This window comes from Bacillus sp. NPDC094064, from assembly GCF_050279585.1.
GTDB lineage: Bacteria > Bacillota > Bacilli > Bacillales > Bacillaceae_G > Bacillus_A.
This window is the reverse complement of record NZ_JBNNUI010000002.1, coordinates 107,216-132,994: the sequence shown is the minus strand read 5'-3', so window position 1 is coordinate 132,994 and position 25,779 is coordinate 107,216. Positions and strand designations below refer to the sequence as shown.

The window sequence follows — 25,779 nt, the reverse complement described above, 5'->3', positions numbered from 1 at the left end:
GTCCCTCATGCTCTAAGCTTTTTCATTTCCTGCAACAATTCTTCAGCTTTTTGTTCATACGATAAATCTTTAAAGAAATCCGCCAATCGTTTATAGTCGTTATACGTATCTAATAAATCGTCAATCTTTTCTACTTTCATCACTTGGTGTTTTTGCTTCATTTTTACTGGATAACGATAGCCTGATACTTCTTGTATTTTATAATACTCATCCTCTACTTGAATGACCTTTACAAGCTCCTCTTCTTCTGCATCCATCGTGTACCCGTCAAATTCTCTAAGCAGTTCATAAATGATATGAGTCCATTCATCTTTTGGATAAAATCCTTTTTCTAACCGATAACCGACAATGCGATACATATGCCCATCGTTCTCAGCAAACTGTACTGTATCATTTAATTTAAACTTAAAATAACGAAACATTGCCTTCACCTACTTATTATGTAATGTTCTTATCACATACTATTTGCAAAATGTAGGCTTTGCTATTCATAAAAAAACGCTCATCAATATGATGAGCATTTTTCAAGATGATTTTTCTCGTTTTTTTCGAAATGGTAGCCACCAGTTCCAGTCTCCAAACAACTTCATCAAGCTTGGTACGAGCATAAGTCGAATAATTGTTGCATCAAGAAATATCGCTAATGCCACCCCAAGCCCCATCTGCCTCACTGGTAAAATATCAGTAAATGCAAACGCACCAGTTACAACGATCATAATTAAAGCAGCTGATGTTATAATTCTACTCGTTGAAACGAGCCCTTCTAACGTTGCTTGATCATTATCTCCTGTTTCTTCATAGATCTCATGAATACGTGAAATAAGAAATACTTCATAATCCATACTAAGCCCAAATACGAGACCGAAAATGAAGATTGGTAATACAAATAGAACAGGACTCGCTTCTAAACCAAAATGCCCACCTTCAAATAACCAAACAACAATTCCAATTGTTGCGCTTAAACTAAGTATATTCATAATAATAGCCTTAACTGGAATGAGTATAGAGCGAAATGCAAATAATAATATAACAAAGGTCGATCCAAATATAACAGACATACCAATTACCACATTATCTTTAATTTCATCTTCCAACTCTTGTTGGAACGTCGTCATTCCGCCTAGATAGTACGTAACATCTGTTTCTTTATAATTCTTTTTAAAATCACGAACCCACTGTTTAGCAGTTTCCGTACGTGGTTTTGTTTTCAAAAAGACTTCTATCGTTGTCTTATTTCCTTTCGTGTACACTTCAAATACAGGAGCTAGTTTCGCGGCTTCTGGCGACTGTAATATTCCAGCAACTTGCTCTGCTTTCATTCCAGGTAATCCGTCGTATAAACTTCTTACTTCATGTACTTTCTTATCATCTTTTAACTTTTGAACGACTTCTTCTATCTTTTGTAAACTTTCTTTTTCTTTCATATCTTTTTTCGTCTCTACCACTAACGTAACATCCGCATGTGTTTTGACAATTTTATTAAATGCTTCTTCATACTTTTCATATGCAATCCTTGTATCACTCTGTTTAGGTAGAGCTTCCACATCAGGGAACTGCAAATTCGCAGTACGTAGCGGCAATAAACAAATCACAATAAATGTTGTAACAACAATAATCATTGCGATTGGATGTTTCATTACAAATTGTGCAAATGTACGCCATGCCTTTGCCGGCGTATGCGCTACTTGATTCTTTTTTAATATTCGTTTACCAATTAACGATAATAGCGCCGGAAGAAGTGTGAGTGAAAATAAAATACTCATAATCACAACAATCATTCCGCTAATAGCAACAGACTGAATATAATCTATCTTAAAGAAAAACAAACCAGATAATCCGACAAATACACATAATCCCGAAAATACGATAGCGCGACCTGCTGTCTGATATGTAATTGCTATCGCTTCTTTTACTGTTCGTTTTGCAACTTCCTCTCGAAAGCGATTCACAAATAATAGCGCAAAATCAATAGATAGCGCAAGTCCGATCATCGGTGCAACATTTAACACAAAGATAGATAGTTCTTTATCGCTACCTATAAAGTATAATATGCCCATCGTACTAATAACACTAAGTGCCCCATTTACAATTGGTAAAATAGATGCCAAAAGGCTACCAAATGAAAATAGTAATACAAGAAACGCAATTGGTAAGCCAATCATCTCTGCTACCTTTAAATCATTTTGCGTTCTTTCATTAATCTCTTGATTAATTTTAGGGAACCCTGTAGGTGTTACTTTTAGCACTCTATTACTTTCCTTCTCAATTTTGTCAGCGAATTGTAATGTCTGTTCCATTCGTTCTTTATTTGTTTTCCCGGAAAATAAAATTGTCGCATAACCGATATCATCTTGTAACATTTCTTTATTTTGCACTGGGTGATGGAAAGATTCATACGTCTCTTTCTCTTGAATATTCTTTACAATTTTCTCTATTTGCTTTTGGAATTCCTCATGTGAAGCATCCTTATTTTTTTCAAAAACGAGTAGGAGTGTATCTTGGGACCTCTTAAAATCTTTATCTAAAATTTCTTTCGTTTTTTGATAGTCCCCTTCTGTTTGGAAACCATCACCGCCCAACACTCCTGGAAGCTTTGGAGCGAAAATACCGAGTGCTACTGCGAGTAATAATAACGCTACAATTACCGTATAACGAAACTGGTATAAAAAAGAGCCTAACTTCCCCCACCTATCAACTTTATGTACATTCGTCTTCACACATTTTCACCTACTTTAAAAAATTCAATTGTCATTTATACTGTATCACATCTTCACATAAACAAAAAACGTCTAAAAAAACTATAATGATAGTTTTTTTAGACGTTTTTCTATCTCTCGTTATTAAGCCCAAGCCTTTCGGTAAGCAAGCGATGAAAATAAATTGCTATAATTAATAAAATGCCACCGAAACAGTAACCAGCTAAAATATCAGTTGGATAATGTACATTTAAAATAATTCGACTTAATCCAATCAATATGATTAATATACTTAGCAAAATCGTTATGACATATTTCCCCGTTACACTCTTCAAATTTGCAGCAATGATATAAGCAAGAAATCCGAATGTCATAATGGATAGCATTGCATGCCCACTAGGGAAACTATATCCAAGTGCATCTAGCGCTTCATTTAATGACGGACGGTCCCTTTTCACAATTTCTTTAATCCCTTTATTCACAAGATGCGTTACTAAAATACCTACTGGATACACAATCATCGCAGCATAATAACGCTTCTTCCAAAAAACGAGCAAACTTATAACGAGCGTAGTTATGATCCCAATCTCAGATCCCATCTTTGTAAAATATGAGAAAAATGTAAGTGAGCCTTCTGTCTGTAACCCTTTTACCAATCCATGGACATATGTATCCATCACTGTAACGCCACCTGCATGTACGCGCCAAGCAATAATACTAAATACAGCAAGTAATAAACCGATACACATTATCTCATATTGATGTAACTTCTTCTTCAAACGAGTTCCTCCTACTATGAAAAAATGCGATTTCTACTTTAGAAACCGCATTTCCTTACTTATTTACCTTTTGTTTTTAACTCTGTCCAGTAACGATCGTAGTCTTTTAACTTATCGTCTACATCAACAAGCCATTCTGTACGATCTAATTCTTCTTTCGTTAAGAAAATCATGTGATTCTCACGATATTCTTTACTGTGAAGAGGATAAGCTTTTTCATTCGGATTACTGTACCCAATTGACTCGTAGTTTTTCACACTTACTTTTTCATCTAATAAGTAGTTCATAAACTTCTCTGCAAGTTCTTTATGTTTCGCACCTTTTGGAATTGCTAACGTATCAGCCCAAATTGTGCCGCCTTCTTTTGGTACAACGTATCCTACATCTTTATTGTCTTTCGCGATAAATGCTGCATCTCCAGACCATACAGTTCCAATCCAAGCATCTTCTGTAATGAATTTTTGTTTAATATTATCTGTATCGAATGCTAATAAGTTTGGAAGTAGCTTCTGTAAATCATTTGACGCTGTCTTTAACTCTGCATCAACTTTCGTGCTATTTGAGAATCCATTCTTTTTAAGTCCCATTCCTAGCACTTCACGAGAATCGTTTAATAAAGTAACATGCCCTTTATATTTCTCGTCCCATAAATCTGCCCAGCTTGTAGGTGTTTCTTTCACATACTTTTTATTGTATGCAATGCCTGTTACACCCCAAGTATATACTAGAGAATACTTATTTTCTGGATCAAACGCAGGTGTTTTAAAGTTAGAAACAAGGTTCTCAATGTTCGGGATGTTCTTCTTGTCTAACGGCTCTAATAAGTCCATCTTCGCCATTGTTTTTACCATGTAATCAGATGGCTGAATTAAATCATACGTCGCGCCACCAGCTTGTAATTTTGCAAGCATTTCTTCATTACTTGCATATTTATCATAATTGATTTTCACGTTATACTTCTTTTCAAAATCTTTTAAAACTTGCTCATCAAAGTTATCAGCCCAACTATAAATGTTTAGTTCTTCTTTCTTCTCACCACAGCCCGCAAGTACACCTGCAACAAGACCAAAGCTAATAGCTGCGCCAGCTAATGTCTTCACTAATTTCATCGGTTTATTACCTCCTCGTACTTTCTATATCATTCGTATTATAAAGGAAGGTGTCCTCCAGAGTTTTCTTCACCATCTGCACCTTTATTACGGAAGATTTCAGATAGAACCATTAATCCTACGATAACGACAATTAAAATTGTAGAAAGGGCATTAATTTCAGGTGATACTCCGCGCTTAACCATACTGTAAATGTATAATGGCAATGTTGTTGATCCTGGTCCTGATACGAAGAAACTAATTACAAAATCATCAATTGATAATGTGAATGTTAATAATGCTGCCGAAACAACTCCCGGCGCAATTGCTGGAAATGTTACATAGCGAAACGTTTGCCACGGTGTTGCTCCTAAATCATTTGCAGCCTCTTCTAAATCACGTCCCATACTAGAAAGACGCGCTGCTAAAATAACAACCACAAATGAAATACTAAATGTAATGTGCGCAATAATAATCGTTACTTGTCCAAGTTCCATACCTAATTGACTAAATAAGATTAGTAAAGATAATCCCATTAAAATATCAGGAATTAAAATGGGTAAGTATACAAGACCATTAATTGCCCCTTCAAAACGATATTTATAACGATGTAAGGCAATCGCAAAAAACACACCAAGAATTGTCGTTACAACCGTTGTTATAACTGCAATCGTCATACTATTTATAAACGCATCAATAACATCTTGTTTTTGAAATAAATCTGTATACCAATGGAATGTAAAGCCTTCCCATTCCGCATTAATGCGCGAATCGTTGAAGGAATATACCATTAAAACCAGCATTGGAAAATACAAAAACAATAAAATTAACCAAGAATAAGAAACTAAAAACTTCTTCATCTTTGCCTATTCCCCTCCGTTTCCATCATATTTATATATTTTCGTTGCACGATAATATAAGTAAATTAACAGAACAGAGAATAGAACAACAATCAGAGATAACGCGGAACCAAACGGCCAGTCACGCGAGCCTAAGAATTGATTTTGAATTACGTTTCCGATTAACGCTACTTTCGATCCACCCATAACGTCTGATACAACAAACATTCCGATAGAAGAGACGAATACTAAAATAGAACCAGTAACAATCCCTGACATCGTCATCGGTACTGTTACATTCCAAAATGCCTTTGCTGGTGTTGCTCCTAAATCATAAGCTGCCTCTAGCTTACGCTTATCCAGCTGCTCAATTGCCGCATACACTGGTAAAATCATAAATGGTAATAAAGAATATACCATTCCGAGTATTACAGAAGGTGTATTATATAATAAATTTAAAGGTTCACTAATAATGCCTAATTTCAATAACAATGTATTTACAAGACCTTGTGAACGTAAAATGACAATCCATGCGTATGAACGAACAAGGAAGTTAATCCAGAACGGGATCGTTGCCAATAATAAAAGGATAGAACGATATTTACGATCAACAATTGTAATTGTATAGGCAAATGGATAACCAATTACTAAACAAAGTACTGTCGTAATAACCGCAATTTTCACCGTTTCCCATAACGTCCCCATATATAACGGATCAAACACGCGCACGATGTTATCTAATGTAAACTTCATTTCCACTGTCCCGTATGCTCCGCGCTGCATGAAGGCAAATGCAAGTACGAACAGAAGTGGAATTAGGAAGAAGAGTAACAGCCATACGACTGTAGGTAATGCGAGTAATTTCCCTTTTTTCAATTTAAGGTCACCTCGTCCTCTTGCTCCCAGCCTACATATACATTATCTCCAATGCTCCACTGTGCTACTTCTTCAGCAGTTTGATACGCCATTAGTAATTCTGATGTTCTCTCATCACGTACATAAAGCTTTTCCATATTTCCAACAAACTCAATGTCTTCAATATGTCCAAGATGGTATTCTTTTAAAATTGGCTCTTCAACCGAACGAACCTTTACATTCTCAGGGCGAATTGCTACGTAGCTTTCCCCATTTTTCACGATATTATTTTCACCGATGAACGTCGCAACGAACAATGTTTTCGGTTGATTATAAATTTCTTTCGGCGTACCGACTTGTTCAATATGTCCTTTATTCATAACGACAATACGATCACTCATACTCATCGCTTCTTCTTGATCGTGCGTTACGTATATGAACGTAATTCCTAAATTACGCTGCAAGTTCTTCAATTCACGTTGCAAATCTTTTCGTAACTTAAAGTCAAGTGCTCCAAGTGGCTCATCTAATAATAATACGCGTGGGTTATTAACAATCGCTCTCGCAATTGCTACACGCTGCTGCTGTCCACCAGAAAGCTTTGAAGGTTTACGATTACGAAACTCAAGTAACTGCGTTAAACGCATTGCCTCTTCAGCACGCTCTTTCTGCTCTGCTGCTGGTACTTTCTGCATTTTCATACCGAAACAAATATTTTTCTCCACACTCATATGCGGGAATAATGCATAATGTTGGAACACTAGGTTCATATGACGCTTATATGGCGGCAAATCGTTAATTTTTTCATCATCTAATAAAAGATTCCCTTTAGTTGGCGTTTCAAAACCCGCGATCATACGAAGTAACGTCGTTTTCCCGCAACCACTCGGTCCTAAAATTGTTAAAAATTCTCCTTCTTTAATATCTAAAGAAAGAGGTGGGATAATCACTTGATTTCCAAAATGTTTTTCTACTGCTTCAACTTTAATAATCTTTTTCATTTTCCCGTCCTATCTACCTTAAATTTTAATTTTTATATTTATGAATAAATATTTATATTCTATAGACTATGTTTTGTTTTGTTTTGTTTTGTTTTGTTTTGTTTTGTTTTGTTTTGTTTTGTTTCGATCCAAACAAAAATGATTATTTAACAAGCGTTCGCTTCTATTCTTTATGTAGTATGTTTGATTCATTTTCGCACGATACATAACGTCGAACAGAAAAACCCCTTCCATTGCGAAGGGGCTATTATCATACGGCTACGCCTACTGATAAACACCATCATCATTTTAACAACTTTCGTATGAATTTTAAAGCACTTTTTGTAGAAGAGTAACGAATTTTCATGTCGAATGCTGTAGATTGGACTAAAATGCTTTTATAATGTGAAAAAGTCCGAAAACTTTCTTCACCATGATAACTACCTAATCCACTACTTCCGACGCCTCCAAAAGGTAAATATGGCGTTGCTAGATGATAGACAACATCATTAATACAGCCTCCACCATATGAAATATTACTAGTCACTTTCTTTTGTACTTCTTTATCTTCAGAAAATACATATAAAGCTAACGGCTTCGGATGTTGCTGAATTGTGTCAATGACATCTTCTATTTTGTCATATTCTATAATTGGTAAGATCGGTCCAAAAATTTCATCTTCCATAACAGTACTTTGCCATGTAACATTTGTTACTACTGTTGGTTCAATATGTAATGTTTCTTTTTTATAATTTCCGCCAATTTCAGTTTTACCATCTTTCAAAAATGTACATAATCGTTCAAAATGACGCTCGCTCACAATTCGTACGTAGTTATCATTATTAAGTGGCTCTTTTCCATACTGCTCTGTAATTTCATGTCTCAGTGCCTCAATTAACTGTTCTTTCACGGAAGAATGAACATACATATAATCAGGCGCTACACACGTCTGTCCAGCATTTAAAAACTTGCCCCAAACAATTCGTCTTGCGGTTACATCTACTTTTGCATCTTTATGTACAATACATGGGCTTTTTCCGCCAAGTTCTAACGTAAGCGGCGTTAACTGTTTCGCTGCTGCTTCCATTACAACTTTCCCAACGCCAACACTACCTGTAAAGAAAATATAATCAAATGGTTCCTTCAGCAAAGCTGTACTCTCTTCAACGCCACCTTCTACTACTGCTACAAGCTCTTCTGGGAATAATTCCTCTACTATTCTCGCAAGTACTTTTGAAACGTTTGGCGTTAACTCTGATGGCTTTAAAACAACTGTATTGCCAGCTGCCAGAGCTCCTACAAGTGGTGCAATTGCTAATTGAAATGGATAGTTCCACGGTGCAATAATCAGTGTCACACCGTACGGTTCTGGTACTACTTTCCCCTTTGATCCGAAATGAGTAAGTGCTGTTCGAACACGCTTCGGTTTACTCCACGATGAAATATGTTTTAATTGAAAAGAAATTTCTTTTAATACGTATCCTATTTCTGTTGTAAACGATTCGTGAACTGACTTATTTAAATCTAATTTCAATGCTTGAAATATCTCATCTTCATAACGCTGAATGCCACCATAAAGCTTCTTCAAATTAATTTTTCTTGTTTCTATACTTCTTGTATGTCCATTATAAAAATATTTCTTTTGTTTATTTACAATAGAAGAAATGCTCATCCATTCACCTTCTCCCACTAGTTTTATCCCGCTATTAACGGGCAGTAAGACTCTCACTTCAAACTCCAGCGAACGCAAGGAAGTTAGACGAGAGCCGAACGAATAATCAATCGGGATAACCCCTGATTAAAATTTCACTTTATCCAATTCTTTCATTATTTATATAGAACTTTTTTATTCGTAAAGTTACATTATATATAATTTTTTCTTTTTAATAAAATTCATTGCTCACAAAAAACTACCGAAAGAAAATCTTCCGGTAGTTTTGCAGTATTAACGGTATAAACGAACAGCACCTGCAGAATTATCATCAGCTTGTCCTACTACTTCAAACTTCAGACCAAGCTTCGGTAAAATACGTCCTGCATCTGGAATTTGTTCATTAATATACTTTTTAGAATCATCAAACTTCGGTACACCTGCTAAGCCATTATACGTAAACGTTCCACGCGTTGGAGATACAACTTTCCAAGCTGGCGTTTTATCGAATGAGAACGCCGCATCAGCGATTTGGAATCGTGTACTACTCTTAACTGTCGGTTTACCATTTAAAGTTCCTACAATAGCTTCTGGATGAGAATCAACTACACCAAGGAAACCGTGTCCTGGATGTACGCCAACCCAGTTATCTGTATACTCTGAATCCGCATACCATACAACCATACCAGTGTTATATTGTGGACCACGAGCAAATTTCAATGCGTTGTCTGAACCAGCATAGTTTCTCCACTCTACATAGTAATTATGTTCTTTCTTCTCTGTTCCGTTAGAAACAGCGAAACCATCTAATTTGAATTGTGGTGCACCTTCTGCATCATCAGAGAATGCAACTTTACCATCTACTGTTAATGACGCATTATCAAGAGCGAATCCGTTTAACGCTAAACCACCATCAGTAATGTAATCAAATGTTAATTTTACTTTCTTACCTTTGAATTGGCTTAAATCATATGATTTATCAATCCATTTTCCATTTGTCGTAGCTGCATTTCCACTATTTGCTTTCTCACCAAGTCTTTCAATTAACGTTTGTGTACCGTCTTCTGTTACAGCGTGTACTTCAAGGAAGTCATACTCTGCTTCAATTTCATATAATGATTTGAAATCAAATTTTGCAGTCGTTGCATTTGTTAAATCAAACAGTGGTGTTTCCATCTTCGTATGAAGATCGTCACCTTTTGTACTGTAATAGTATTGTTTACCAAATGCTGGTGCAATTGTTTTTACATCTTTATCTGGTAAGTTTACACGAATCAAACCTGGTCGGTTAGATTTCGTAACACTCTGGTCTAAATATGTTGCTAGACCGATACCTTTATTTAATTTCTCGTAATCTACTTCTACGATATTTGCCCAGTTACCACCGATTGTTTTTTGGAAAAATTCTTTATTTTGTGGTGATAAACTCGTTGGCGTTGTTCCTGCGATTTTACCAGCCCAGCTTCCGCCACTCATAATAGACCAAGCTTCAACTGGCTCACCGTTACCGGTATATTGTGTATCATACTCATCTGGAAGACCTAAATCATGACCGTATTCATGTGCGAATACACCAACCGCGCCATCTTCTGGTTCAATTGTGTAGTCGAACGCTGCCATCTTTCCGCCCCAATATGGAACTTTCGCTTGTGTACCTTCAATTTGGAATGGTTTTGGTCCAACAGTCCAGCGATGTGACCAAATTGCGTCATCACCTAATTTACCGCCGCCAGCTTCTTGTCCAACACCCGCATGAATAATCATTAAGTGGTCAATTAAACCATCGGGTTGATTTTGATTTCCATCGCCATTTACATCATATTGATCAAATTGATCAAACTGTGATAAATCAAGACCGCTATCTACAGCTGCTTTTAATGCATCTTTTACTAGATCACGTGGTCCTTTTGGTCCTTTATTATCATGGCCTGTAGCAGCATCTGCACCGTAATCAGCAGCTTTACCAGGAACTGTTAACCATTTTGTAACTGTCCCATCTACAGTGTAACTACCACCAGATTGCTCTTCATAATATTGTTTAAACGTTTCGATTTTACTTCCATCATCTAATGTGAATGGCTCGTTACCGAATAACATTTTTTCATAGTGTTCTTGATTAAAATCGTTAGAATACATATAACCAGGCTCTTTATCGATATTGTTATGTTTGAAATCAGCGTACTCTACAAGTAAAACGAGTACTTTATCTTTACGAACTTCACCGTTATATGCTTTTTGCTTTGCTGGAGAAGTTGGTACTTTACCATCTAGTCCGCCTCTAACTGGGCCTGTTGCTGCAGGTGTCCCTGTTGCAGGTTTGTCTAACTTCTCTTTCGTATCTGCTTTCGCATCTTTCACTTTCTTTAAAAAGTCTGATGCATCTTTCGTAAGTGGGTCCCCATTTATTACTTCTTTCCCAGGATTTTCACCCTTTTTGTTCTCAACGTATTTTTCGACGGCTTTCTTTGTTTCTGTCTCTGAAGCCTTCGAATCAATTACCCCACGTTCCTTTAGTGCATTTGCTAAACGCTCCTCTGGAATTAAATGATCATCAACTGGGCTCGTAGCCGTCTTATTCACAGGCGTTTCAGCATATGCTGATTGGGTACCAGCGCTGAATGAAATACCTAAAACAGCTGTTAAAGCAATTGATGATAACACTTTAAATGGTTTCTTTTTCATCCCTTATTTCCTCCCCTAATAAATAATATGTATTACAAATTGAATTTTATTAAAAATTCAATATTTTTTCAATATTTAGTTATATTATGTAATTTTTTTAATATATTTGTAAAAATTTCATAGTTAATATACGAATATATCACAATTCAACAATATTTTCTGAAAATATTGAAAATATTTATCGAACAATTTATAATAATTACCATTGAGGGAGTTTAATGGGGAGTTTATCTTTGTTTTATCTACACAATATTTGATAATCCGATACATAAAATACAAAATTCGATTCATTATCATTTATTCTGTAGCAACAATTATGACCGATAATTAGGGAGGTATTTCACTTGTACAAAGATAAGACAGACGCACTGGACCAAGAGTGGATTGATCTAATACTTGAAGCTCTAGATGCTGGTATCGCCCTGCAAGATATTGAACACTTTTTCCAACGTATGAAGCCATCAAGTCAGGCTCAATAGCTTTGTTCTTTTTAACGAAGTTTATGCTATAATAATGTTATAATAATGACACCCTAAGACGACTACATATTGATAGAAAGGTGCGCAAATATGATTGGAGAACGTATAAAACGCCTTCGTTTACAAAAAGGTATTTCATTAACTGAACTTGCCGAAAAAGCTGGTGTTGCTAAATCTTACATTAGTTCTATAGAACGAAATTTACAAAAAAACCCTTCCATTCAGTTTCTTGAAAAAATCGCAGCAGTTCTACAAATTCCAATTGATACTTTACTTCACGATGAAACAACAAAGGAAACCAACCTAGACTCCGAATGGACACAGCTCGTTAAAGATGCGATGAACTCCGGTGTCTCCAAAGAACAATTTCGCGAATTTCTTGAATTTACAAAATGGAAGCAAGATCACAAATAATACATAGAAAGAAGTGCTTACAACTGGCACTTCTTTTTCTTTATACAAAAAAGCGGGGGGTACCCGCTTTTTGATTTATTATCTTTCTTCGCCATCTGTTTGGCTTGCGTTGAATGTCCATTCTAAGTTCAATGAATCGCCTTGGAATTTGTTTTGGTCTTTATCGTTTTCAACGAATTCTAATTGCACCCATAAAGTATCTTCATCTCCAGCTCGTAAACCACCTTCTTCTGCCCATTCAGGTGAGAATACATTTTTCGCTACAAGATCTGGTGCATCTTTAAGATTTTTCAAATTATCTAACGTTATTTCATATACTGGTTCAGCTTGTTTATCCCAGTTCCAGAAGAATTTCACATTAATATGCTTAGCGAAATCTTCTCCATTATTGTCACCTTTTGCATCAGTAATTTTATAATCTGTTAACAATTTAACTTCTTTAATATTTAATGTACCATTATTAGTCAACTTAAACTCACGTAATACTGAATCACCTGGTTTTAAGTTATCTACATCTAGAATTTTTTGAGGATTTAACGAAAGATCTAATGTCCCAGCCGCAAATGTATTGTTCGATACTTCTTTATCGCTAAAGAATGCAAATGTTCCTCCACCAATTAAAGATAGCCCCAATGCCGCTGATGCAACTCCCATACCTAACTTTTTCTTTAGACTCACAATCAATTCCCCCTAGCTGTTTTTTGTATTTTTACATTTCTATCTCTTATTTTTAAATAAGAGGTGTAACTAAAAACTATACTAGCTGAGCTAATATATGTTCTTTTTTAAAAACCTTATGTTCATTATAACGAACGAACCTATGTAAATACAACAAATATTTATTAGTATTTTCAGTTATTTTTATTTCTCAATATTATTCTGACTTTTCCGTTTACATTTACGCATAAACAATAAGTGCGAGGGCAAATACTCCCTCACACTCCTATATATATTATTCTTTTTCATGACGATCACCAAGTTGTTCTAATGCGTTCTCTGACACCACAACCCTATCCTTCAATTGTTTCTCTTGATTAGTTGATAGTAATCTTTTCATTGGTTCCTTGCTCAGGCTTTTTAGCTGTTTCTACTTGTTTCTGCTCTTCTACGTGTTTCTGTTCCTCTGCTTGTTTTTGCTCTTCTGCTTTTTTCTGCTCTTCTGCTTGTTTCTGTTCTTCTGCTTTTTTCTGCTCTTCTGCTTTCTTCTGCTCTTCTGCTTGTTTCTGTTCTTCTGCTTGCTTCTGTTCTTCTGCTTGCTTCTCTGCTTCTATCGCATCATTTAATTGTTGGTGCAGAGCCTGAATTTGTTCATCAATAGCTTGCAAACTAATTTCCTTTTCAATATAATCGCGCTTATCTTTTATACTATGAAAGCCTTCATTCACATATAAAGCTACTTGCTGAGTCGACTCATCTTTATTCACTTTTAATTCTTCCTGTATTTGATTGTAAGGAGCTTCTATTTCAGTATATACATTTTGCAGTGCTTCCTTCTCAGAAACAATTTTCTCACGTCCTTGTTGCCATACAGTAATTGCCTGTTCTATTTCTTCAATAGAAGTCACTGCTAATTTCTCCTTCATCGCCCCATACTCATGTTCAATAAACTGTTTATGTTGCTCAGCCTGTTCTTTAAACGTATTTACTGTTTTCGGAAATATTATTGCTGTAGAAAGGGTCGCTTCTACTTTCGTTTCATGAATGAACGCCGCTTCCGTATGCGTCATGATTTGAGATCCTAAATAAAACGTAATAGAGCACATACACGGCAATATAAGCATCTTTTTTAAATTACGCGGTCTTTTCAGCATCTTAATCTCTCCCATCGAACGTTACGTTCTTTATACAGAACATTATCTTTATTATAATAAAGAACGTTACGAAATGATAGCTATATACTAGAAAAATAGAAAAAGGACTATCCATTTGATAGCCCTTTTTTATTATTATCTTTCTTCACCTGCTGTTTGTTGTGCATCAAACGTCCAATCCAATTTTAATTTATCGCCTTGGAATTCATTTTGATCTTTTTTATTATCAACAAACTCGAATTTTACTGTAAAGTTATCAGATTTACCTGCAGAAATACCTTTTTCATCCCAGAACCAAGCTGCTAAATCATTATCAACCGCTGTAAGCGTGTCACCCTTCAACTTATCTAGTGTTGTTTCTTTTACAATTGTTTCATGCTTATCTACATTTTTTAAGAATGTTACTTTAATATGTTTACCAAAATCTTCTTTATTGTCGCCTTTTGCATCTACTACACTATAATCCGTTTTTAGTAAAACTTTTTTAATATCTAAAGAACCTTTATTTTCTAGTTTAAAATCTCTTTTGATTGTATCCCCAGGTTTTAAATTTGATACATTAACAACTGTTGATGGATTTAATGATAAATCAAGCGTACCAGCCGCAAATGTATTGTTTGACACTTCTTTATCGCTGAAAAATGCAAATGTTCCTCCACCAACTAACGCTGCTCCTAGTACTGCTGATGCGATACCCATTCCTAATTTTTTCTTTAAAGTCATGTCCATATCCCCTTAATTTATATATTTGTCAACTTCCTAAACGGAAAGTATAACCAAACACACTAGACGGATTGTTCTACTTTTTTCTCTTTCTTTTCTCCGTCGATGCTACGAATTGCACTAAAAATAGAAATCGCAGAATAGCCTAGTAAAAAGACTCCTGGAATAATAAGAAGCAATGCAGCCCCAGCCTTTGAACTAGCATAATTTAATGCATACCCTACATAAGGAACTGTAATATCCGCATATTTTCCAATTACATTCTCCGCAAGCACTGGCTCTAAATCTGGCCCGTTGTTGTTATCCCCTTTTGTTTCATACATTACTTTTCCATTTGTATCTTTCACACCGATAATACGGTGAGTGATAATTTTTCCATCTTTCTCTTTAAAGGTAATCACATCACCTTTTTGATATTTAGAACCATCTTTCGTTGGCTCTATCGCGATGATTGACCCTGTTAAAAATGTTGGTTCCATCGAGCCTGATAGCACGGATTTAAATTGATATCCCATCACTGTCGGATCCCCACCACTCGCCTTTGACGAAATAACTATAAAAGCTAAAAAAACCATCAATGCAAATAAAACAAATGAGATAACGTTGCTAATAATCTTCCAAACGAATTTCATCGTCTCTCTTCCTCTCCGTTGTTTTATATTATTTAAAATATGTAACACCTTTCGTTCTTTAACAAGAACACAAGTAAATGATATAATGAACTTTATATAATTGCAATAAGAAAATTTACAATTATTAGTTAACTCTCTTTTTAATCATAAAAAAAAGACTGTGACGAAATCTCTTCACAGTCCTCATACTTTTTTACTTTTCTTCTAATTTTATCCCTTGCCTATTTCGGCGCAACACAACATATAAAATCGCTCCAAATAATACAATCGCGCCTATCCCAACACTTATCACTTTCACATTTGATTCCTTTGCTTCCGGCGCAACTGTATCTTTTTGAGGCATCGCAAAAGTAACATCTTCCTTTGAAAGAACATTTATCGTCGCAATTGTTTGATTATTTTTCGTAATATCAACTGCACCAACTACCTCACCACGATGGATCCCCTTATGATACAAAGAATCTTTGTCTAATGAAGCTGCCCGGAAAATAGTTCTCACATTTTTCCCTTCATCTTTCTTAAGCATAAGCTCTGCACTTTTTTCAAGTTCGCTATCAATATCCTTATTTAAATACGTTGTCTTTTGATGCCAACTCTGTTTATCTAGCACCGTTTGCTTCACAAATTGCCCGAAAGAATATTCTGCCATCTGCTTTAAATCTTCATAAATTTCAGGTCTTTGAGAAGCCATTACTACATTTATAATACGATTTCCATCTCTCTCATTTAATAAAACGAGTGTATTACGTGCTTCATTCGTAAAACCCGTCTTACCACCAATACTATATGGATTTTCAAAATAAGTAGATTTATTAAAAATAGAAACCGTCTGCCTAGATGTCGTAACGCTTGTTCTTTTCGTATTCATCGCTTGCAAAATTTCAGGATACTGTTGCACACCTCTCGTAATCATAGCCATATCATATGGCGTCGTATAATGATTTGGATCATGCAAACCATTTGGTGTTACAAAATGACTATCTGTAGCCCCTAATTGCTTCGCTTTTTCATTCATCATATTAGCGAAATTCTCAACACTCCCGCCAATACGCTCCGCAATCGCATATGACACATCATTCGCACTCAGCACCATTAAAATCATCAGCGCCGTATTGCGGTCAATCGTCTCACCAGGTTGAAACTCAATTTGATAATTACTCTTCTCCTGATCTAATGCTAATTGTGAAAACGTAAATTGATCCTCAGGCTTCGTATGCTCCATAAGTAAAATCGCTGTTAACACTTTCGTCATACTAGCAGGAAATGCACGATGACGTGCGTTTTTGTCATACAACATATCTCCCGTTTTCGCATCAATCGTAGCTGCAAACTGACTAAAAACATTTGGCCCTTCCGCAGGTGGTGGTGCCACTTGTTCTGGATTCACTCCAATATTCGTCTCAGCGTATAATGTCATAGGTGTCAAAAAAAATAAACAAATAACTGTAATAAAAGCCAAAATCTTCTTAAAATTTACCATATGACTCTCCCTTTTCAATTTACTCCCCTAACAAAAATATGAATCCACCAATCTTTATGTAATTTGTATTAAATTGGAAGAATATTCACTATTTTTTACTATATCATACTTTTACGATAAAGGACATAAATATACAATAAAAATAAGAAGGAATTACTCTTTCTTATCCTTCTCATCAATCAACGAATCTATTAAATTTTGACTAGCTTCCTCAAGCGTAATCTCATCCGTCATCCCCATAAACGACCAACCTTTAGAATCCACCCACTCAACAAACTCTTGCAAAAACTCATCATGTGTAACATCCACATCAAGAATCGAACCATTAATCGAAATCGTTCTATTTCTAGACACACGCATCTTGAACGTTTTTCTCACCATTACAACTTTTCTCCCTCTACTCCTGAATATTTATAAAATAATCTTGTATCTCTGTTATACATGATTTTAAGTAAATTGTAAAAAGGATATATTGGCCAATTTGGATATTGAAAGTGGAAATCTCTTATCCTACATAACTGTCATACGGCATACAATCGGCCATAAATCACCAAATAGATCCATATAAAACAAAACAACTTACATTTTATCACACCAAATATACTTGACTTTAGCACAACAAGATGGAATATATTAGAAAACAACTTAAAATGAGGAGGAACTCCATGGCTATCTGTACGTATTGTAAAACGAAGTGAAAAGTAAAAGAAGTATGGTCAATACTCGTAACATTTGAAAAGATTGTCCATATTGTTTTGGAAGACAATATTTATCAAAGAAAACATTGAACGCTATGCCAGAGTTTATAAGCTTACCTCTACACTTCTTATTCCCTTTTCTAGTTGATTTGAGTGATGAAGGGCCTTTGGATTGGTATCGGAAATCATAGCACTCCAGCATCTTCTACTTATTAAATATAAAAACATACATACTAATATCCCTCTGAAATAAAACCTATTTTCTATTACACTCCATCTTTAAAAACTTACTACACAAAAAATATTGTAAATTTTCAGTTAATTATATATAATTGCTTTAACATAGTGATTAAAAGTGCAAATACATAATCATTTTTGAAGATCCCGTAGCTCAGCAGGGAGAGCGCCACCTTGACAGGGTGGAGGTCGTGAGTTCGAGCCTCTCCGGGGTCATACTGAAACCTCTTGATCTTCAAGAGGTTTTCTTATGTATAACAGTTGATTAACTGGGATGAAACAGCTTTTTTTTGCAGAAGCTATTCTTTCAGAAGCAACACAACTAATCAAAATGTTTTTTCTAAAAAATATGTCATGGATATTTCTTCACAAAATTAATCCAAACTATCAATAAAAGAGGAGAAATATACGCATTCATGGAATACCTCAATATATCACTAAAGGAGGATTTTTCACAATATGGAATACTCATATCAAACTTATAAAGACTTAAAAAAGAATACATCTAAATGGAATAACACCTTTAAAAAAGGTTTAGAGGGACTTTCTGACATCCCTATAGTAGGAAATAGTGTTAAAACAGGTGTGACCATGCTTACAGAGAGCTATGAAAATAAACGTACATTTCAAAAAACACTAAAAGAGAACACTCCTCAAATAAATTACTTTGTTTTAGATGCTAACAATTACTATGATGATTTAGCTCAAAAAGTTTATAACATTCTAGAGAACCAAAGTATTCAACAAAAGTTTAAATTTAATATATCTGATGTAAAGGTAGAGATTGATGAATTTTTTTACGATGAAGATTGGGACAATATAGAGAACGCCTTAAATATCACCTTTATGGACAATCAATACTACAATGAAAGTTTAAAAGAGTATGAATTTGGCAATATCCTTATAACTTTTAAGGAAAGCTTTAAACAAATTAACTTTGTTGATAACAAGGTTTATGTAGCATTTGAAACAATTACGCTTGGAGGAAATTGCTTATATAATACTATTGATAGGGATTATATTAAATTTGCCTATACGATTTGCTATTTATTAGGGAATCAACATTTATTATAATTAGCTCTATTCTGATATGAAGCGTAACCTCCCGCTTCATATCAGAAATTCCCAGCTCTATATAGTATAAAATGAACAATCTAAAAACTATTGTCCCCTTTAATAAATAAATAAAAGAAAAAACGCCATTTATATACCTTTATTACAGATACTCCCCTCTGCTATTCAATATTTCTTCCTTGAACCCACATGTTATACCATAAATTAATTAAAAAAATCACTCATCCTATATTTTTTTATTTATCTGAGAAACTAATGGAAATGCTCTTTAAAATGAAACTTATATTTTTCTGACGTATGTATTATGTATTATATCTAAAGAGTTGAAGATTCTTCTGAAAAAGTGCTCGTGTCCATCTTCTCCATGTGGTATTTCTTTGAAAAAATTTTCGTTATGCACTTTAAAACAGCTTATTACTGCTCCACCATTTAAGTTTTGTTTCTTAAATGTGTTTATAAGCTGCTCAATAGATAATTCATTTGTTTCTATTTTTTCAAAAGTTCCCTCTTTCCATCTCATACCGCTCACTACTCTCTATTAAAAATTTATTTCTTCATTATAAATAGCAAAATAAAACCCAGCAACTTTAAGATTGCTGGGTTATCTCTTATTCATATTCGAAACAACAATAACAATTCCGCCAAGCACATAATGCCCCGCTACCATCCACATACTCCGATCAAAAATCATCAATGATAACCAAAGCGATATATTAATAGCAGCAAATACTAAATATAAAATGAAGTCTCTCTTTTGCAGCGCCTCTCTATTCATCAAAATGTAAATAGCACCGATAGGAGGAATGATAAAGCACAGGAAAAAGACAAATATTTCCCTTAACGACCACGGATATGAAATTACTGCCTGCATATAAGTCTCCTTTTCATTATAATACTTGCTTTAGCATCGGCCTTGCTACTCTATATTCTTCACTATTAGGTTCTTTTACGATTAGGGGTGGTCTTTCATCCTCTTCTTCTACAATCATTTCAAATACTTCTGTTTTTTCTTGTAATATGTTGGATTCACTGTCTTTAGTAGGCTGTTTGCTCGTTTCAATTTTCTTTGTTACCTCGCCAAGTTTTTGCCCGACTTCTTCTGCTTCGGCAGGTTCATCCGTAACGTAGTATTCTTGTTCGTTCCATACTAATATAGGTGGTACTTGTTCTCGTTTGTTACATATTATATAAGTGATACTAGCTATAAGTAGTAGACTTATTCCTATAAAGAAGATAGCTTTTTTATTCATATACTATTCTCCTTATCTATCATTTTATTGGATTATATAATATAGGATATAGATAGTAAATTGTTTTTATGGTAATTTTTGTTTTGTTTTCAAAAAGAAAAACCTTACATAAGTAAGGTTCCATTTTTCAATGTTACAGTGACTGATTTATTAAAACGATCATTACGATAATCGCTATAAACATAACAACTAAACAGCCAATCATTTTATAAAATCCTCTTTTCGTTAACGTCCCGCCTTGAACGTCTTTACGAATAAATAAGAATACGGCTAAAAATAATACAAGCCCAATGCCAAAAGCATACATCATTTGCATATGTTAATCTTCCTTTCTCTCTTCCATCTTAATATCTTTTTGCCAAAACAACAAATGAGATAAAGACGGTACTCATTGTGAGTGCCATAAATATAGAAGAAACTTTTCATTTTCAGCATGTCTATTTTGAAACGAAACATGGAACAATGTATATATCCGTTACTATATCCCCTCCCCACTTTTGTGAAAATTTAATATCTCCATATTTGTTTTATCCTTTTAAAGTATTCCATTCTCCTCTTTATTTCATAAAATGCGTTATTGGTTTTACGTTGTTTTTCGGCATATTGATAGAAACTAACGGGTTATGGAGCATTTTTTATGTTTAACCACTTTTTTTGTAGAAATCCTTCGTTTTCCTTTCGATATTTAATACTATCGAAATAAAGTTTACGATAAATTCATAATTTTTTATTTTTTATACTATATTCCGTTATATTGTTGTATAATATCAATGAAAGCGCTTATTATTTCAATATACATAATTCGAACTACATTTTATCGAAACATTCTAACTATTATACCTATATTTAAATGCAACAATTATAGTTATTAGTATAGGTATACCAAATATATCCACCCCATTTTTCTGTAAAATTACTTTATAACATGAAAGATTAACTTGGGTGATAAGTTATTGTGAATGTTTTTTTACAAAACAGATAAGTAATAGTGTTTGGTATTATGTAAATTATTGTAATAACATAAGAGTAAAGAAAACAATTACATTATTTATTAGTTAATCAATTATTGAAAAAGAGCAAAATGCACCTTTGTATGGAAAAGGATTATATGCATTGGGAGGTTTAAACAAATGACGAGGAAGAATACAACGACAAACCCTTGGGCCAAGTTCCACGGTCCGAACCTTGGTTATGTTATTGAGCAGTATGATCTTTACGTAACTGGAGCAGGTTCTGTTGATCCGGAATTACAAGAGCTTTTTGAAATTTTTGGAGCTCCTTCGTTTCAAGATGATGTCGTAACAGGGGACAACACAGCAACACATTTTTCTCCTCAAAACACAGGGAACATTGAAAAAATTCTTAAAGTCGTTCAACTTGTTGAGCAGATTCGTTCTTTCGGGCATACGTTGGCTCACATCAACCCGATGGAAGATGCTGCAAATGGACAATCTCTTCTTGAGAAAGCAATGAACGAACTTAGCGATGCTGATTTGAAAGCGATTCCAGCAAAAACAGTATGGCAAGATGCACCAGAAGGTATTCACACTGCACTTGATGTAATTCATAGATTAAAAGACGTTTATACAAAATCTTTAGCTTATGAATTTTCTCATATACAAGATAGTGAAGAACGCGCGTGGTTGCATCAAATGGTGGAATCAAATTCATTGCGTCAACCACTATCAAATAAAAAACGAACTGCTCTTTTAAAACGTTTAACAGCGGTTGAAGGTTTCGAGCAATTCTTGCATAAAACATTCGTTGGGCAAAAGCGTTTCTCTATCGAGGGCGTTGATATGCTTGTACCTGTTCTAGATGAGATTGTTCTAGAAGGTGCTAAGAGCGGCGTAGAAGATGTCATGATTGGTATGGCTCACCGCGGTCGTCTAAGCGTACTTGCACACGTATTAGAAAAACCATATAGTCACATGTTTGCTGAGTTCAAACATGCAAAAATAGAAGGCGCAGTAGCAAATTCTGGCTGGACTGGCGACGTGAAATACCATTTAGGTAGAGAACAAGTCGTTAGTAAAGAAGAAGTTAGTACTCGCGTTACATTAGCAAATAACCCAAGTCATCTTGAGTTCGTGAATCCTGTAGTAGAAGGTTTCGCACGTGCAGCTCAAGAAAACCGTAAAAAATCTGGTCTTCCAGAACAAGATACTTCAAAGTCATTCGTAATTTTAGTTCATGGTGATGCTGCATTCCCTGGTCAAGGTATTGTATCTGAAACGTTGAACTTAAGCAGATTGAACGCGTATCAAACGGGCGGAACAATTCATGTTATCGCAAACAATGCAGTTGGTTTTACGACTGATAGCTATGATTCTCGTTCTACGAAATATTCAAGTGACCTTGCAAAAGGTTTCGATATTCCGATTGTTCACGTGAACGCTGATGATCCAGAAGCTTGTCTTGCTGCTGCTAACCTTGCGATCCAATATCGCATGTTGTTCAAAAAAGACTTCTTGATCGATTTAATTGGTTATCGCCGCTACGGTCATAACGAAATGGATGACCCAGCAGTTACGCAACCACAAGTATACAAAAAAATTAAAAACCATCCTACTGTAAGAGCAATTTATGCAGATCAATTACAAGCTGCTGGTGTTCTAAATGCAGATGAGGTTGAAACGATTACACAGTTTATACAAGAACAATTAAAATCTGACTATGCACAAGTACCACCAGCTGATACGAGCGATGCAACGATTCACGTTAAAGTACCAGATGTTGTTGCAAAAGGCATTCAGCCAATCGATACTGGTGTTGAGCTTGATTCACTTCGTGCAATTAATGAAGGTTTATTATCTTGGCCAGAAGGATTTAACGTATATCCGAAGGTGAAGAAAATTCTAGAGCGCCGTAAAGATGCTCTAGAAGAGAACGGTAAAATTGAATGGGCACTTGCTGAGTCATTAGCATTCGCTTCTATTTTACAAGAAGGTACGCCAATTCGTTTAACTGGTCAAGATTCACAGCGTGGTACATTCGCGCACCGTCATATCGTATTACATGATACGGATACAAATGAAACATATTCACCATTACATCGCTTACCAAACATTAACGCTTCATTCTCTGTTCATAACAGTCCGTTATCAGAAGCTGCTGTTGTTGGTTACGAGTACGGTTATAACGTATTCGCTCCAGAAACGCTTGTTATGTGGGAAGCACAGTACGGTGACTTCTCAAATACTGCGCAAGCATTATTTGATCAATATGTTTCAGCTGGAAGAGCAAAATGGGGTCAAAAATCTGGTTTAGTTCTTCTATTACCACACGGTTATGAAGGTCAAGGACCAGAGCACTCTAGCGCACGTCCAGAGCGTTTCTTACAGTTAGCTGCTGAGAACAACTGGACAGTTGCAAACTTAACGAGCGCGGCACAGTACTTCCATATCTTACGTCGTCAAGCATCTATCTTAGGAACAGAAGCTGTTCGACCATTAGTACTTATGACGCCGAAGAGTTTATTACGTCACCCACTTACGCTTTCAACTGCTAGTCAGTTAAGCGAAGGACGTTTCCAACCTGCTTTAGAACAAGAAAACCTTGGCATGAAACCAAACAAAGTAAAACGTCTTGTTTTAAGTACAGGTAAAATGGCGATTGACTTAGCAGCAGAAATCGAGTCTGGTAAACATGAATACAACTTAGATGAAGTTCATGTTGTTCGTATTGAACAATTGTACCCATTCCCTGCTGAGAAAGTTCAATCTATTATTAAACGCTTTAAAAACTTAGAAGAAATCATTTGGGTTCAAGAAGAACCTCGTAATATGGGCGCTTGGCATTACATGGCTCCAATTCTGTTCGAACTAGCTGGAGATACAGTGAAAACAGGTTACATTGGACGCCCAGACCGTTCTAGCCCATCTGGTGGCGATCCATTCGCTCATAAAGCTGAGCAAGAACTAATTGTTGCACATGCTTTAGATGTGAAGTATAACTTCCGTCAAGATAAACAAGAAATTGAAGTTTACAGCAACTAAAAGTAAGAATGAAGGTTTCTAGCTTGCCTTGGGCAGAATATCTGCCCAGGGTCAGGCTAACAAATGGAGATTACCGAAGACAAAAGAAGAAAAAACACACCGTTAGGCAAATAAGGGGAGGACATTTAAAATGATCGAAATTAAAGTACCTGAGCTTGCAGAATCTATTACAGAAGGAACTATCTCACAATGGCTTATCAACGTAGGCGACAAAGTTGAGAAAGGTGGCAGCGTTGTTGAGCTTGAAACTGATAAAGTCAATGTAGAAATCATTGCAGAAGATTCAGGTATTGTATCGAAATTACTAGGCGAACCTGGGGATACAGTTGAAGTTGGCGCAACTATCGCAATTTTAGATGCAAACGGAGCACCAGTTGCAGTAAGTACACCTGCAGCACCTGCTGAGCAACCAAAACAAGAAACAGCTGAAGCACCGAAAGCAGCAGCTCCAAGTGCTGAACAAACTGCAACTCTACAAGGTTTACCAAATACAAACCGTCCTATCGCATCACCAGCTGCTAGAAAAATGGCTCGTGAATTAGGAATCGACTTAAACGACGTACGTAGCACAGATCCACTTGGACGTGTGAGACCACACGATGTACAAGCTCATGCTGCAGCACCAAAAGAAGCACCAGCTGCTCCAAAAAGTCCAGCTCCTGCTCCAGTTGCAAAAACTGAATTCGAAAAACCAGTTGAGCGCGTGAAAATGTCCCGCCGCCGTCAAACAATTGCAAAACGTCTTGTAGAAGTTCAACAAACATCTGCAATGTTAACAACATTTAACGAAGTTGATATGAGTGCGATCATGGAATTACGTAAAGAGCGCAAAGATGCTTTCGAGAAAAAACATGATGTACGTCTTGGTTTCATGTCATTCTTCACAAAAGCAGTTGTTGCAGCATTAAAACAATTCCCATTATTAAATGCTGAAATTCAAGGTGACGAGCTTATCATTAAAAAATTCTATGATATCGGTATTGCAGTAGCAGCTCCAGATGGATTAGTTGTTCCAGTTGTACGCGATGCTAACCAATTAAACTTCGCTGAAATCGAAAGCGAAATTCGTAATTTAGGTATGAAAGCACGCGATAACAAACTTTCATTAAAAGAACTACAAGGTGGTACATTTACAATTACAAACGGTGGTGTGTTCGGTTCTCTAATGTCAACACCAATCCTAAATAGCCCACAAGTAGGTATTTTAGGAATGCATAAAATCCAAGTACGCCCAGTTGCAATCGATAATGAGCGTATGGAAAACCGCCCAATGATGTACCTTGCTTTATCTTACGATCACCGTATTGTTGATGGTAAAGAAGCGGTTAGCTTCCTTGTTGCTGTTAAAGATATGCTTGAAGATCCAAAATCATTATTATTAGAAGGTTGATAGACTAAAAGTCTATTCAAGGC

General features: G+C 35.5%; 23 protein-coding genes, 1 tRNA gene and 2 pseudogenes. 6 read left to right on the top strand and 20 right to left on the bottom strand.

Annotated features, from left to right (window positions below):
* Positions 1-5: 5 nt before the first annotated feature.
* From ACQKNI_RS05220 to inhA1, 9 genes are all read right to left on the bottom strand, one after another.
* The gene (locus tag ACQKNI_RS05220; protein WP_088231365.1) at positions 6-422 is read right to left on the bottom strand and encodes a histidinol dehydrogenase; all 417 of its coding nucleotides are present in this window, start codon (positions 420-422) and stop codon (positions 6-8) included.
* Between the two features lie 102 nt (positions 423-524).
* Positions 525-2,717: an MMPL family transporter gene (locus tag ACQKNI_RS05215; protein ID WP_088231366.1), complete on the bottom strand. Its 2,193-nt coding sequence runs from the start codon at positions 2,715-2,717 to the stop codon at positions 525-527.
* A gap of 110 nt (positions 2,718-2,827) precedes the next feature.
* Positions 2,828-3,475 carry a phosphatase PAP2 family protein gene (locus ACQKNI_RS05210; RefSeq protein WP_140417398.1) on the bottom strand — a complete coding sequence of 216 codons (648 nt, stop codon included), beginning with the start codon at positions 3,473-3,475 and terminating at the stop codon, positions 2,828-2,830.
* Positions 3,476-3,534: 59 nt separating this feature from the next.
* On the bottom strand, positions 3,535-4,584 hold the full coding sequence (locus ACQKNI_RS05205) for a polyamine ABC transporter substrate-binding protein (protein ID WP_088231367.1): 1,050 nt from the start codon (positions 4,582-4,584) through the stop codon (positions 3,535-3,537).
* Positions 4,585-4,622: 38 nt separating this feature from the next.
* A complete protein-coding gene (gene potC, locus ACQKNI_RS05200; protein ID WP_088231368.1) occupies positions 4,623-5,423 on the bottom strand; it encodes a spermidine/putrescine ABC transporter permease PotC in 801 nt (266 codons plus the stop codon).
* A 6-nt stretch (positions 5,424-5,429) separates the two neighbouring features.
* Positions 5,430-6,278, bottom strand: a complete 849-nt coding sequence (potB, locus tag ACQKNI_RS05195; RefSeq protein ID WP_088231369.1) for a spermidine/putrescine ABC transporter permease PotB — start codon at positions 6,276-6,278, stop codon at positions 5,430-5,432.
* A complete protein-coding gene (gene potA, locus ACQKNI_RS05190; RefSeq protein ID WP_088231370.1) occupies positions 6,275-7,258 on the bottom strand; it encodes a spermidine/putrescine ABC transporter ATP-binding protein PotA in 984 nt (327 codons plus the stop codon). The genes potB and potA overlap by 4 nt, the downstream gene beginning before the upstream one ends.
* 283 nt (positions 7,259-7,541) lie before the next feature.
* The gene (locus tag ACQKNI_RS05185; RefSeq protein WP_088231371.1) at positions 7,542-8,909 is read right to left on the bottom strand and encodes an aldehyde dehydrogenase; all 1,368 of its coding nucleotides are present in this window, start codon (positions 8,907-8,909) and stop codon (positions 7,542-7,544) included.
* 273 nt (positions 8,910-9,182) lie between these two features.
* The gene (gene inhA1 / locus ACQKNI_RS05180; RefSeq protein ID WP_098945933.1) at positions 9,183-11,570 is read right to left on the bottom strand and encodes a M6 family metalloprotease immune inhibitor InhA1; all 2,388 of its coding nucleotides are present in this window, start codon (positions 11,568-11,570) and stop codon (positions 9,183-9,185) included.
* 344 nt (positions 11,571-11,914) lie between these two features.
* Here inhA1 and ACQKNI_RS05175 point away from each other — a divergent pair, with 344 nt between their 5' ends.
* Complete coding sequence (locus ACQKNI_RS05175; protein WP_000276217.1) at positions 11,915-12,049, top strand: anti-repressor SinI family protein; 135 nt, start codon at positions 11,915-11,917, stop codon at positions 12,047-12,049.
* A gap of 90 nt (positions 12,050-12,139) precedes the next feature.
* A complete protein-coding gene (locus tag ACQKNI_RS05170; protein WP_088231373.1) occupies positions 12,140-12,463 on the top strand; it encodes a helix-turn-helix domain-containing protein in 324 nt (107 codons plus the stop codon).
* 78 nt (positions 12,464-12,541) lie between these two features.
* On the opposite strand, the gene ACQKNI_RS05165 is transcribed toward ACQKNI_RS05170, so the two are convergent.
* The 6 genes from ACQKNI_RS05165 to ACQKNI_RS05140 form a co-directional block, all read right to left on the bottom strand.
* On the bottom strand, positions 12,542-13,141 hold the full coding sequence (locus tag ACQKNI_RS05165; protein ID WP_427282244.1) for a CalY family protein: 600 nt from the start codon (positions 13,139-13,141) through the stop codon (positions 12,542-12,544).
* Positions 13,142-13,497: 356 nt separating this feature from the next.
* Positions 13,498-14,289: a DUF4047 domain-containing protein gene (locus ACQKNI_RS05160; protein WP_427282243.1), complete on the bottom strand. Its 792-nt coding sequence runs from the start codon at positions 14,287-14,289 to the stop codon at positions 13,498-13,500.
* A 120-nt stretch (positions 14,290-14,409) separates the two neighbouring features.
* Positions 14,410-14,997, bottom strand: coding sequence for a CalY family protein (locus ACQKNI_RS05155; RefSeq protein ID WP_088231376.1), 588 nt, complete (start codon positions 14,995-14,997; stop codon positions 14,410-14,412).
* Positions 14,998-15,059: 62 nt separating this feature from the next.
* The gene (sipW, locus tag ACQKNI_RS05150; RefSeq protein ID WP_088231377.1) at positions 15,060-15,629 is read right to left on the bottom strand and encodes a signal peptidase I SipW; all 570 of its coding nucleotides are present in this window, start codon (positions 15,627-15,629) and stop codon (positions 15,060-15,062) included.
* 193 nt (positions 15,630-15,822) lie between these two features.
* Positions 15,823-17,109: a D-alanyl-D-alanine carboxypeptidase family protein gene (locus ACQKNI_RS05145; protein ID WP_088231378.1), complete on the bottom strand. Its 1,287-nt coding sequence runs from the start codon at positions 17,107-17,109 to the stop codon at positions 15,823-15,825.
* Between the two features lie 153 nt (positions 17,110-17,262).
* Positions 17,263-17,490 carry a hypothetical protein gene (locus ACQKNI_RS05140; protein ID WP_071679315.1) on the bottom strand — a complete coding sequence of 76 codons (228 nt, stop codon included), beginning with the start codon at positions 17,488-17,490 and terminating at the stop codon, positions 17,263-17,265.
* Positions 17,491-18,187: 697 nt separating this feature from the next.
* Between ACQKNI_RS05140 and ACQKNI_RS05135 the strand changes: the two genes are divergently transcribed.
* Positions 18,188-18,260 (top strand) — tRNA-Val (locus ACQKNI_RS05135).
* 243 nt (positions 18,261-18,503) lie between these two features.
* Positions 18,504-19,118 carry a hypothetical protein gene (locus ACQKNI_RS05130; protein WP_427282242.1) on the top strand — a complete coding sequence of 205 codons (615 nt, stop codon included), beginning with the start codon at positions 18,504-18,506 and terminating at the stop codon, positions 19,116-19,118.
* 261 nt (positions 19,119-19,379) lie between these two features.
* Here ACQKNI_RS05130 and ACQKNI_RS05125 read toward each other — a convergent pair.
* From ACQKNI_RS05125 to ACQKNI_RS05105, 5 genes and pseudogenes are all read right to left on the bottom strand, one after another.
* Positions 19,380-19,638: pseudogene (locus tag ACQKNI_RS05125) on the bottom strand (hypothetical protein); the annotation flags it as partial.
* Between the two features lie 81 nt (positions 19,639-19,719).
* Positions 19,720-19,989 (bottom strand): hypothetical protein, encoded by a 270-nt coding sequence (locus ACQKNI_RS05120; protein ID WP_427282241.1) that lies wholly within the window; start codon positions 19,987-19,989, stop codon positions 19,720-19,722.
* A 16-nt stretch (positions 19,990-20,005) separates the two neighbouring features.
* Positions 20,006-20,368 (bottom strand): hypothetical protein, encoded by a 363-nt coding sequence (locus ACQKNI_RS05115; RefSeq protein WP_088231383.1) that lies wholly within the window; start codon positions 20,366-20,368, stop codon positions 20,006-20,008.
* 133 nt (positions 20,369-20,501) lie between these two features.
* A complete protein-coding gene (locus ACQKNI_RS05110) occupies positions 20,502-20,684 on the bottom strand; it encodes a DUF3976 domain-containing protein (protein WP_001178300.1) in 183 nt (60 codons plus the stop codon).
* Positions 20,685-20,712: 28 nt separating this feature from the next.
* Positions 20,713-20,781, bottom strand: a pseudogene (locus tag ACQKNI_RS05105) (permease); the annotation flags it as partial.
* Between the two features lie 717 nt (positions 20,782-21,498).
* On the opposite strand from ACQKNI_RS05105, the gene odhA reads away from it, so the two are divergent.
* Both odhA and odhB read left to right on the top strand, forming a co-directional pair.
* Positions 21,499-24,366 carry a 2-oxoglutarate dehydrogenase E1 component gene (gene odhA, locus ACQKNI_RS05100; protein ID WP_098252423.1) on the top strand — a complete coding sequence of 956 codons (2,868 nt, stop codon included), beginning with the start codon at positions 21,499-21,501 and terminating at the stop codon, positions 24,364-24,366.
* Positions 24,367-24,496: 130 nt separating this feature from the next.
* Positions 24,497-25,756: a 2-oxoglutarate dehydrogenase complex dihydrolipoyllysine-residue succinyltransferase gene (gene odhB, locus ACQKNI_RS05095; protein ID WP_088231385.1), complete on the top strand. Its 1,260-nt coding sequence runs from the start codon at positions 24,497-24,499 to the stop codon at positions 25,754-25,756.
* Positions 25,757-25,779: the final 23 nt, after the last annotated feature.

Excerpts from the sequence above, each read along its gene's own strand:
- odhA (WP_098252423.1), top strand. The coding sequence starts at position 21,499 with ATGACGAGGAAGAATACAACGACAAACCCTTGGGCCAAGTTCCACGGT.
- ACQKNI_RS05185 (WP_088231371.1), bottom strand. The coding sequence starts at position 8,909 with ATGAGCATTTCTTCTATTGTAAATAAACAAAAGAAATATTTTTATAAT.
- ACQKNI_RS05220 (WP_088231365.1), bottom strand. The coding sequence starts at position 422 with ATGTTTCGTTATTTTAAGTTTAAATTAAATGATACAGTACAGTTTGCT.
- potA (WP_088231370.1), bottom strand. The coding sequence starts at position 7,258 with ATGAAAAAGATTATTAAAGTTGAAGCAGTAGAAAAACATTTTGGAAAT.
- odhB (WP_088231385.1), top strand. The coding sequence starts at position 24,497 with ATGATCGAAATTAAAGTACCTGAGCTTGCAGAATCTATTACAGAAGGA.
- ACQKNI_RS05155 (WP_088231376.1), bottom strand. The coding sequence starts at position 14,997 with ATGACTTTAAAGAAAAAATTAGGAATGGGTATCGCATCAGCAGTACTA.
- ACQKNI_RS05115 (WP_088231383.1), bottom strand. The coding sequence starts at position 20,368 with ATGAATAAAAAAGCTATCTTCTTTATAGGAATAAGTCTACTACTTATA.
- potC (WP_088231368.1), bottom strand. The coding sequence starts at position 5,423 with ATGAAGAAGTTTTTAGTTTCTTATTCTTGGTTAATTTTATTGTTTTTG.
- ACQKNI_RS05110 (WP_001178300.1), bottom strand. The coding sequence starts at position 20,684 with ATGCAAATGATGTATGCTTTTGGCATTGGGCTTGTATTATTTTTAGCC.
- ACQKNI_RS05130 (WP_427282242.1), top strand. The coding sequence starts at position 18,504 with ATGGAATACTCATATCAAACTTATAAAGACTTAAAAAAGAATACATCT.
- ACQKNI_RS05205 (WP_088231367.1), bottom strand. The coding sequence starts at position 4,584 with ATGAAATTAGTGAAGACATTAGCTGGCGCAGCTATTAGCTTTGGTCTT.
- ACQKNI_RS05120 (WP_427282241.1), bottom strand. The coding sequence starts at position 19,989 with ATGCAGGCAGTAATTTCATATCCGTGGTCGTTAAGGGAAATATTTGTC.
- ACQKNI_RS05170 (WP_088231373.1), top strand. The coding sequence starts at position 12,140 with ATGATTGGAGAACGTATAAAACGCCTTCGTTTACAAAAAGGTATTTCA.
- inhA1 (WP_098945933.1), bottom strand. The coding sequence starts at position 11,570 with ATGAAAAAGAAACCATTTAAAGTGTTATCATCAATTGCTTTAACAGCT.
- sipW (WP_088231377.1), bottom strand. The coding sequence starts at position 15,629 with ATGAAATTCGTTTGGAAGATTATTAGCAACGTTATCTCATTTGTTTTA.
- ACQKNI_RS05145 (WP_088231378.1), bottom strand. The coding sequence starts at position 17,109 with ATGGTAAATTTTAAGAAGATTTTGGCTTTTATTACAGTTATTTGTTTA.
- ACQKNI_RS05160 (WP_427282243.1), bottom strand. The coding sequence starts at position 14,289 with ATGGGAGAGATTAAGATGCTGAAAAGACCGCGTAATTTAAAAAAGATG.
- ACQKNI_RS05140 (WP_071679315.1), bottom strand. The coding sequence starts at position 17,490 with ATGGTGAGAAAAACGTTCAAGATGCGTGTGTCTAGAAATAGAACGATT.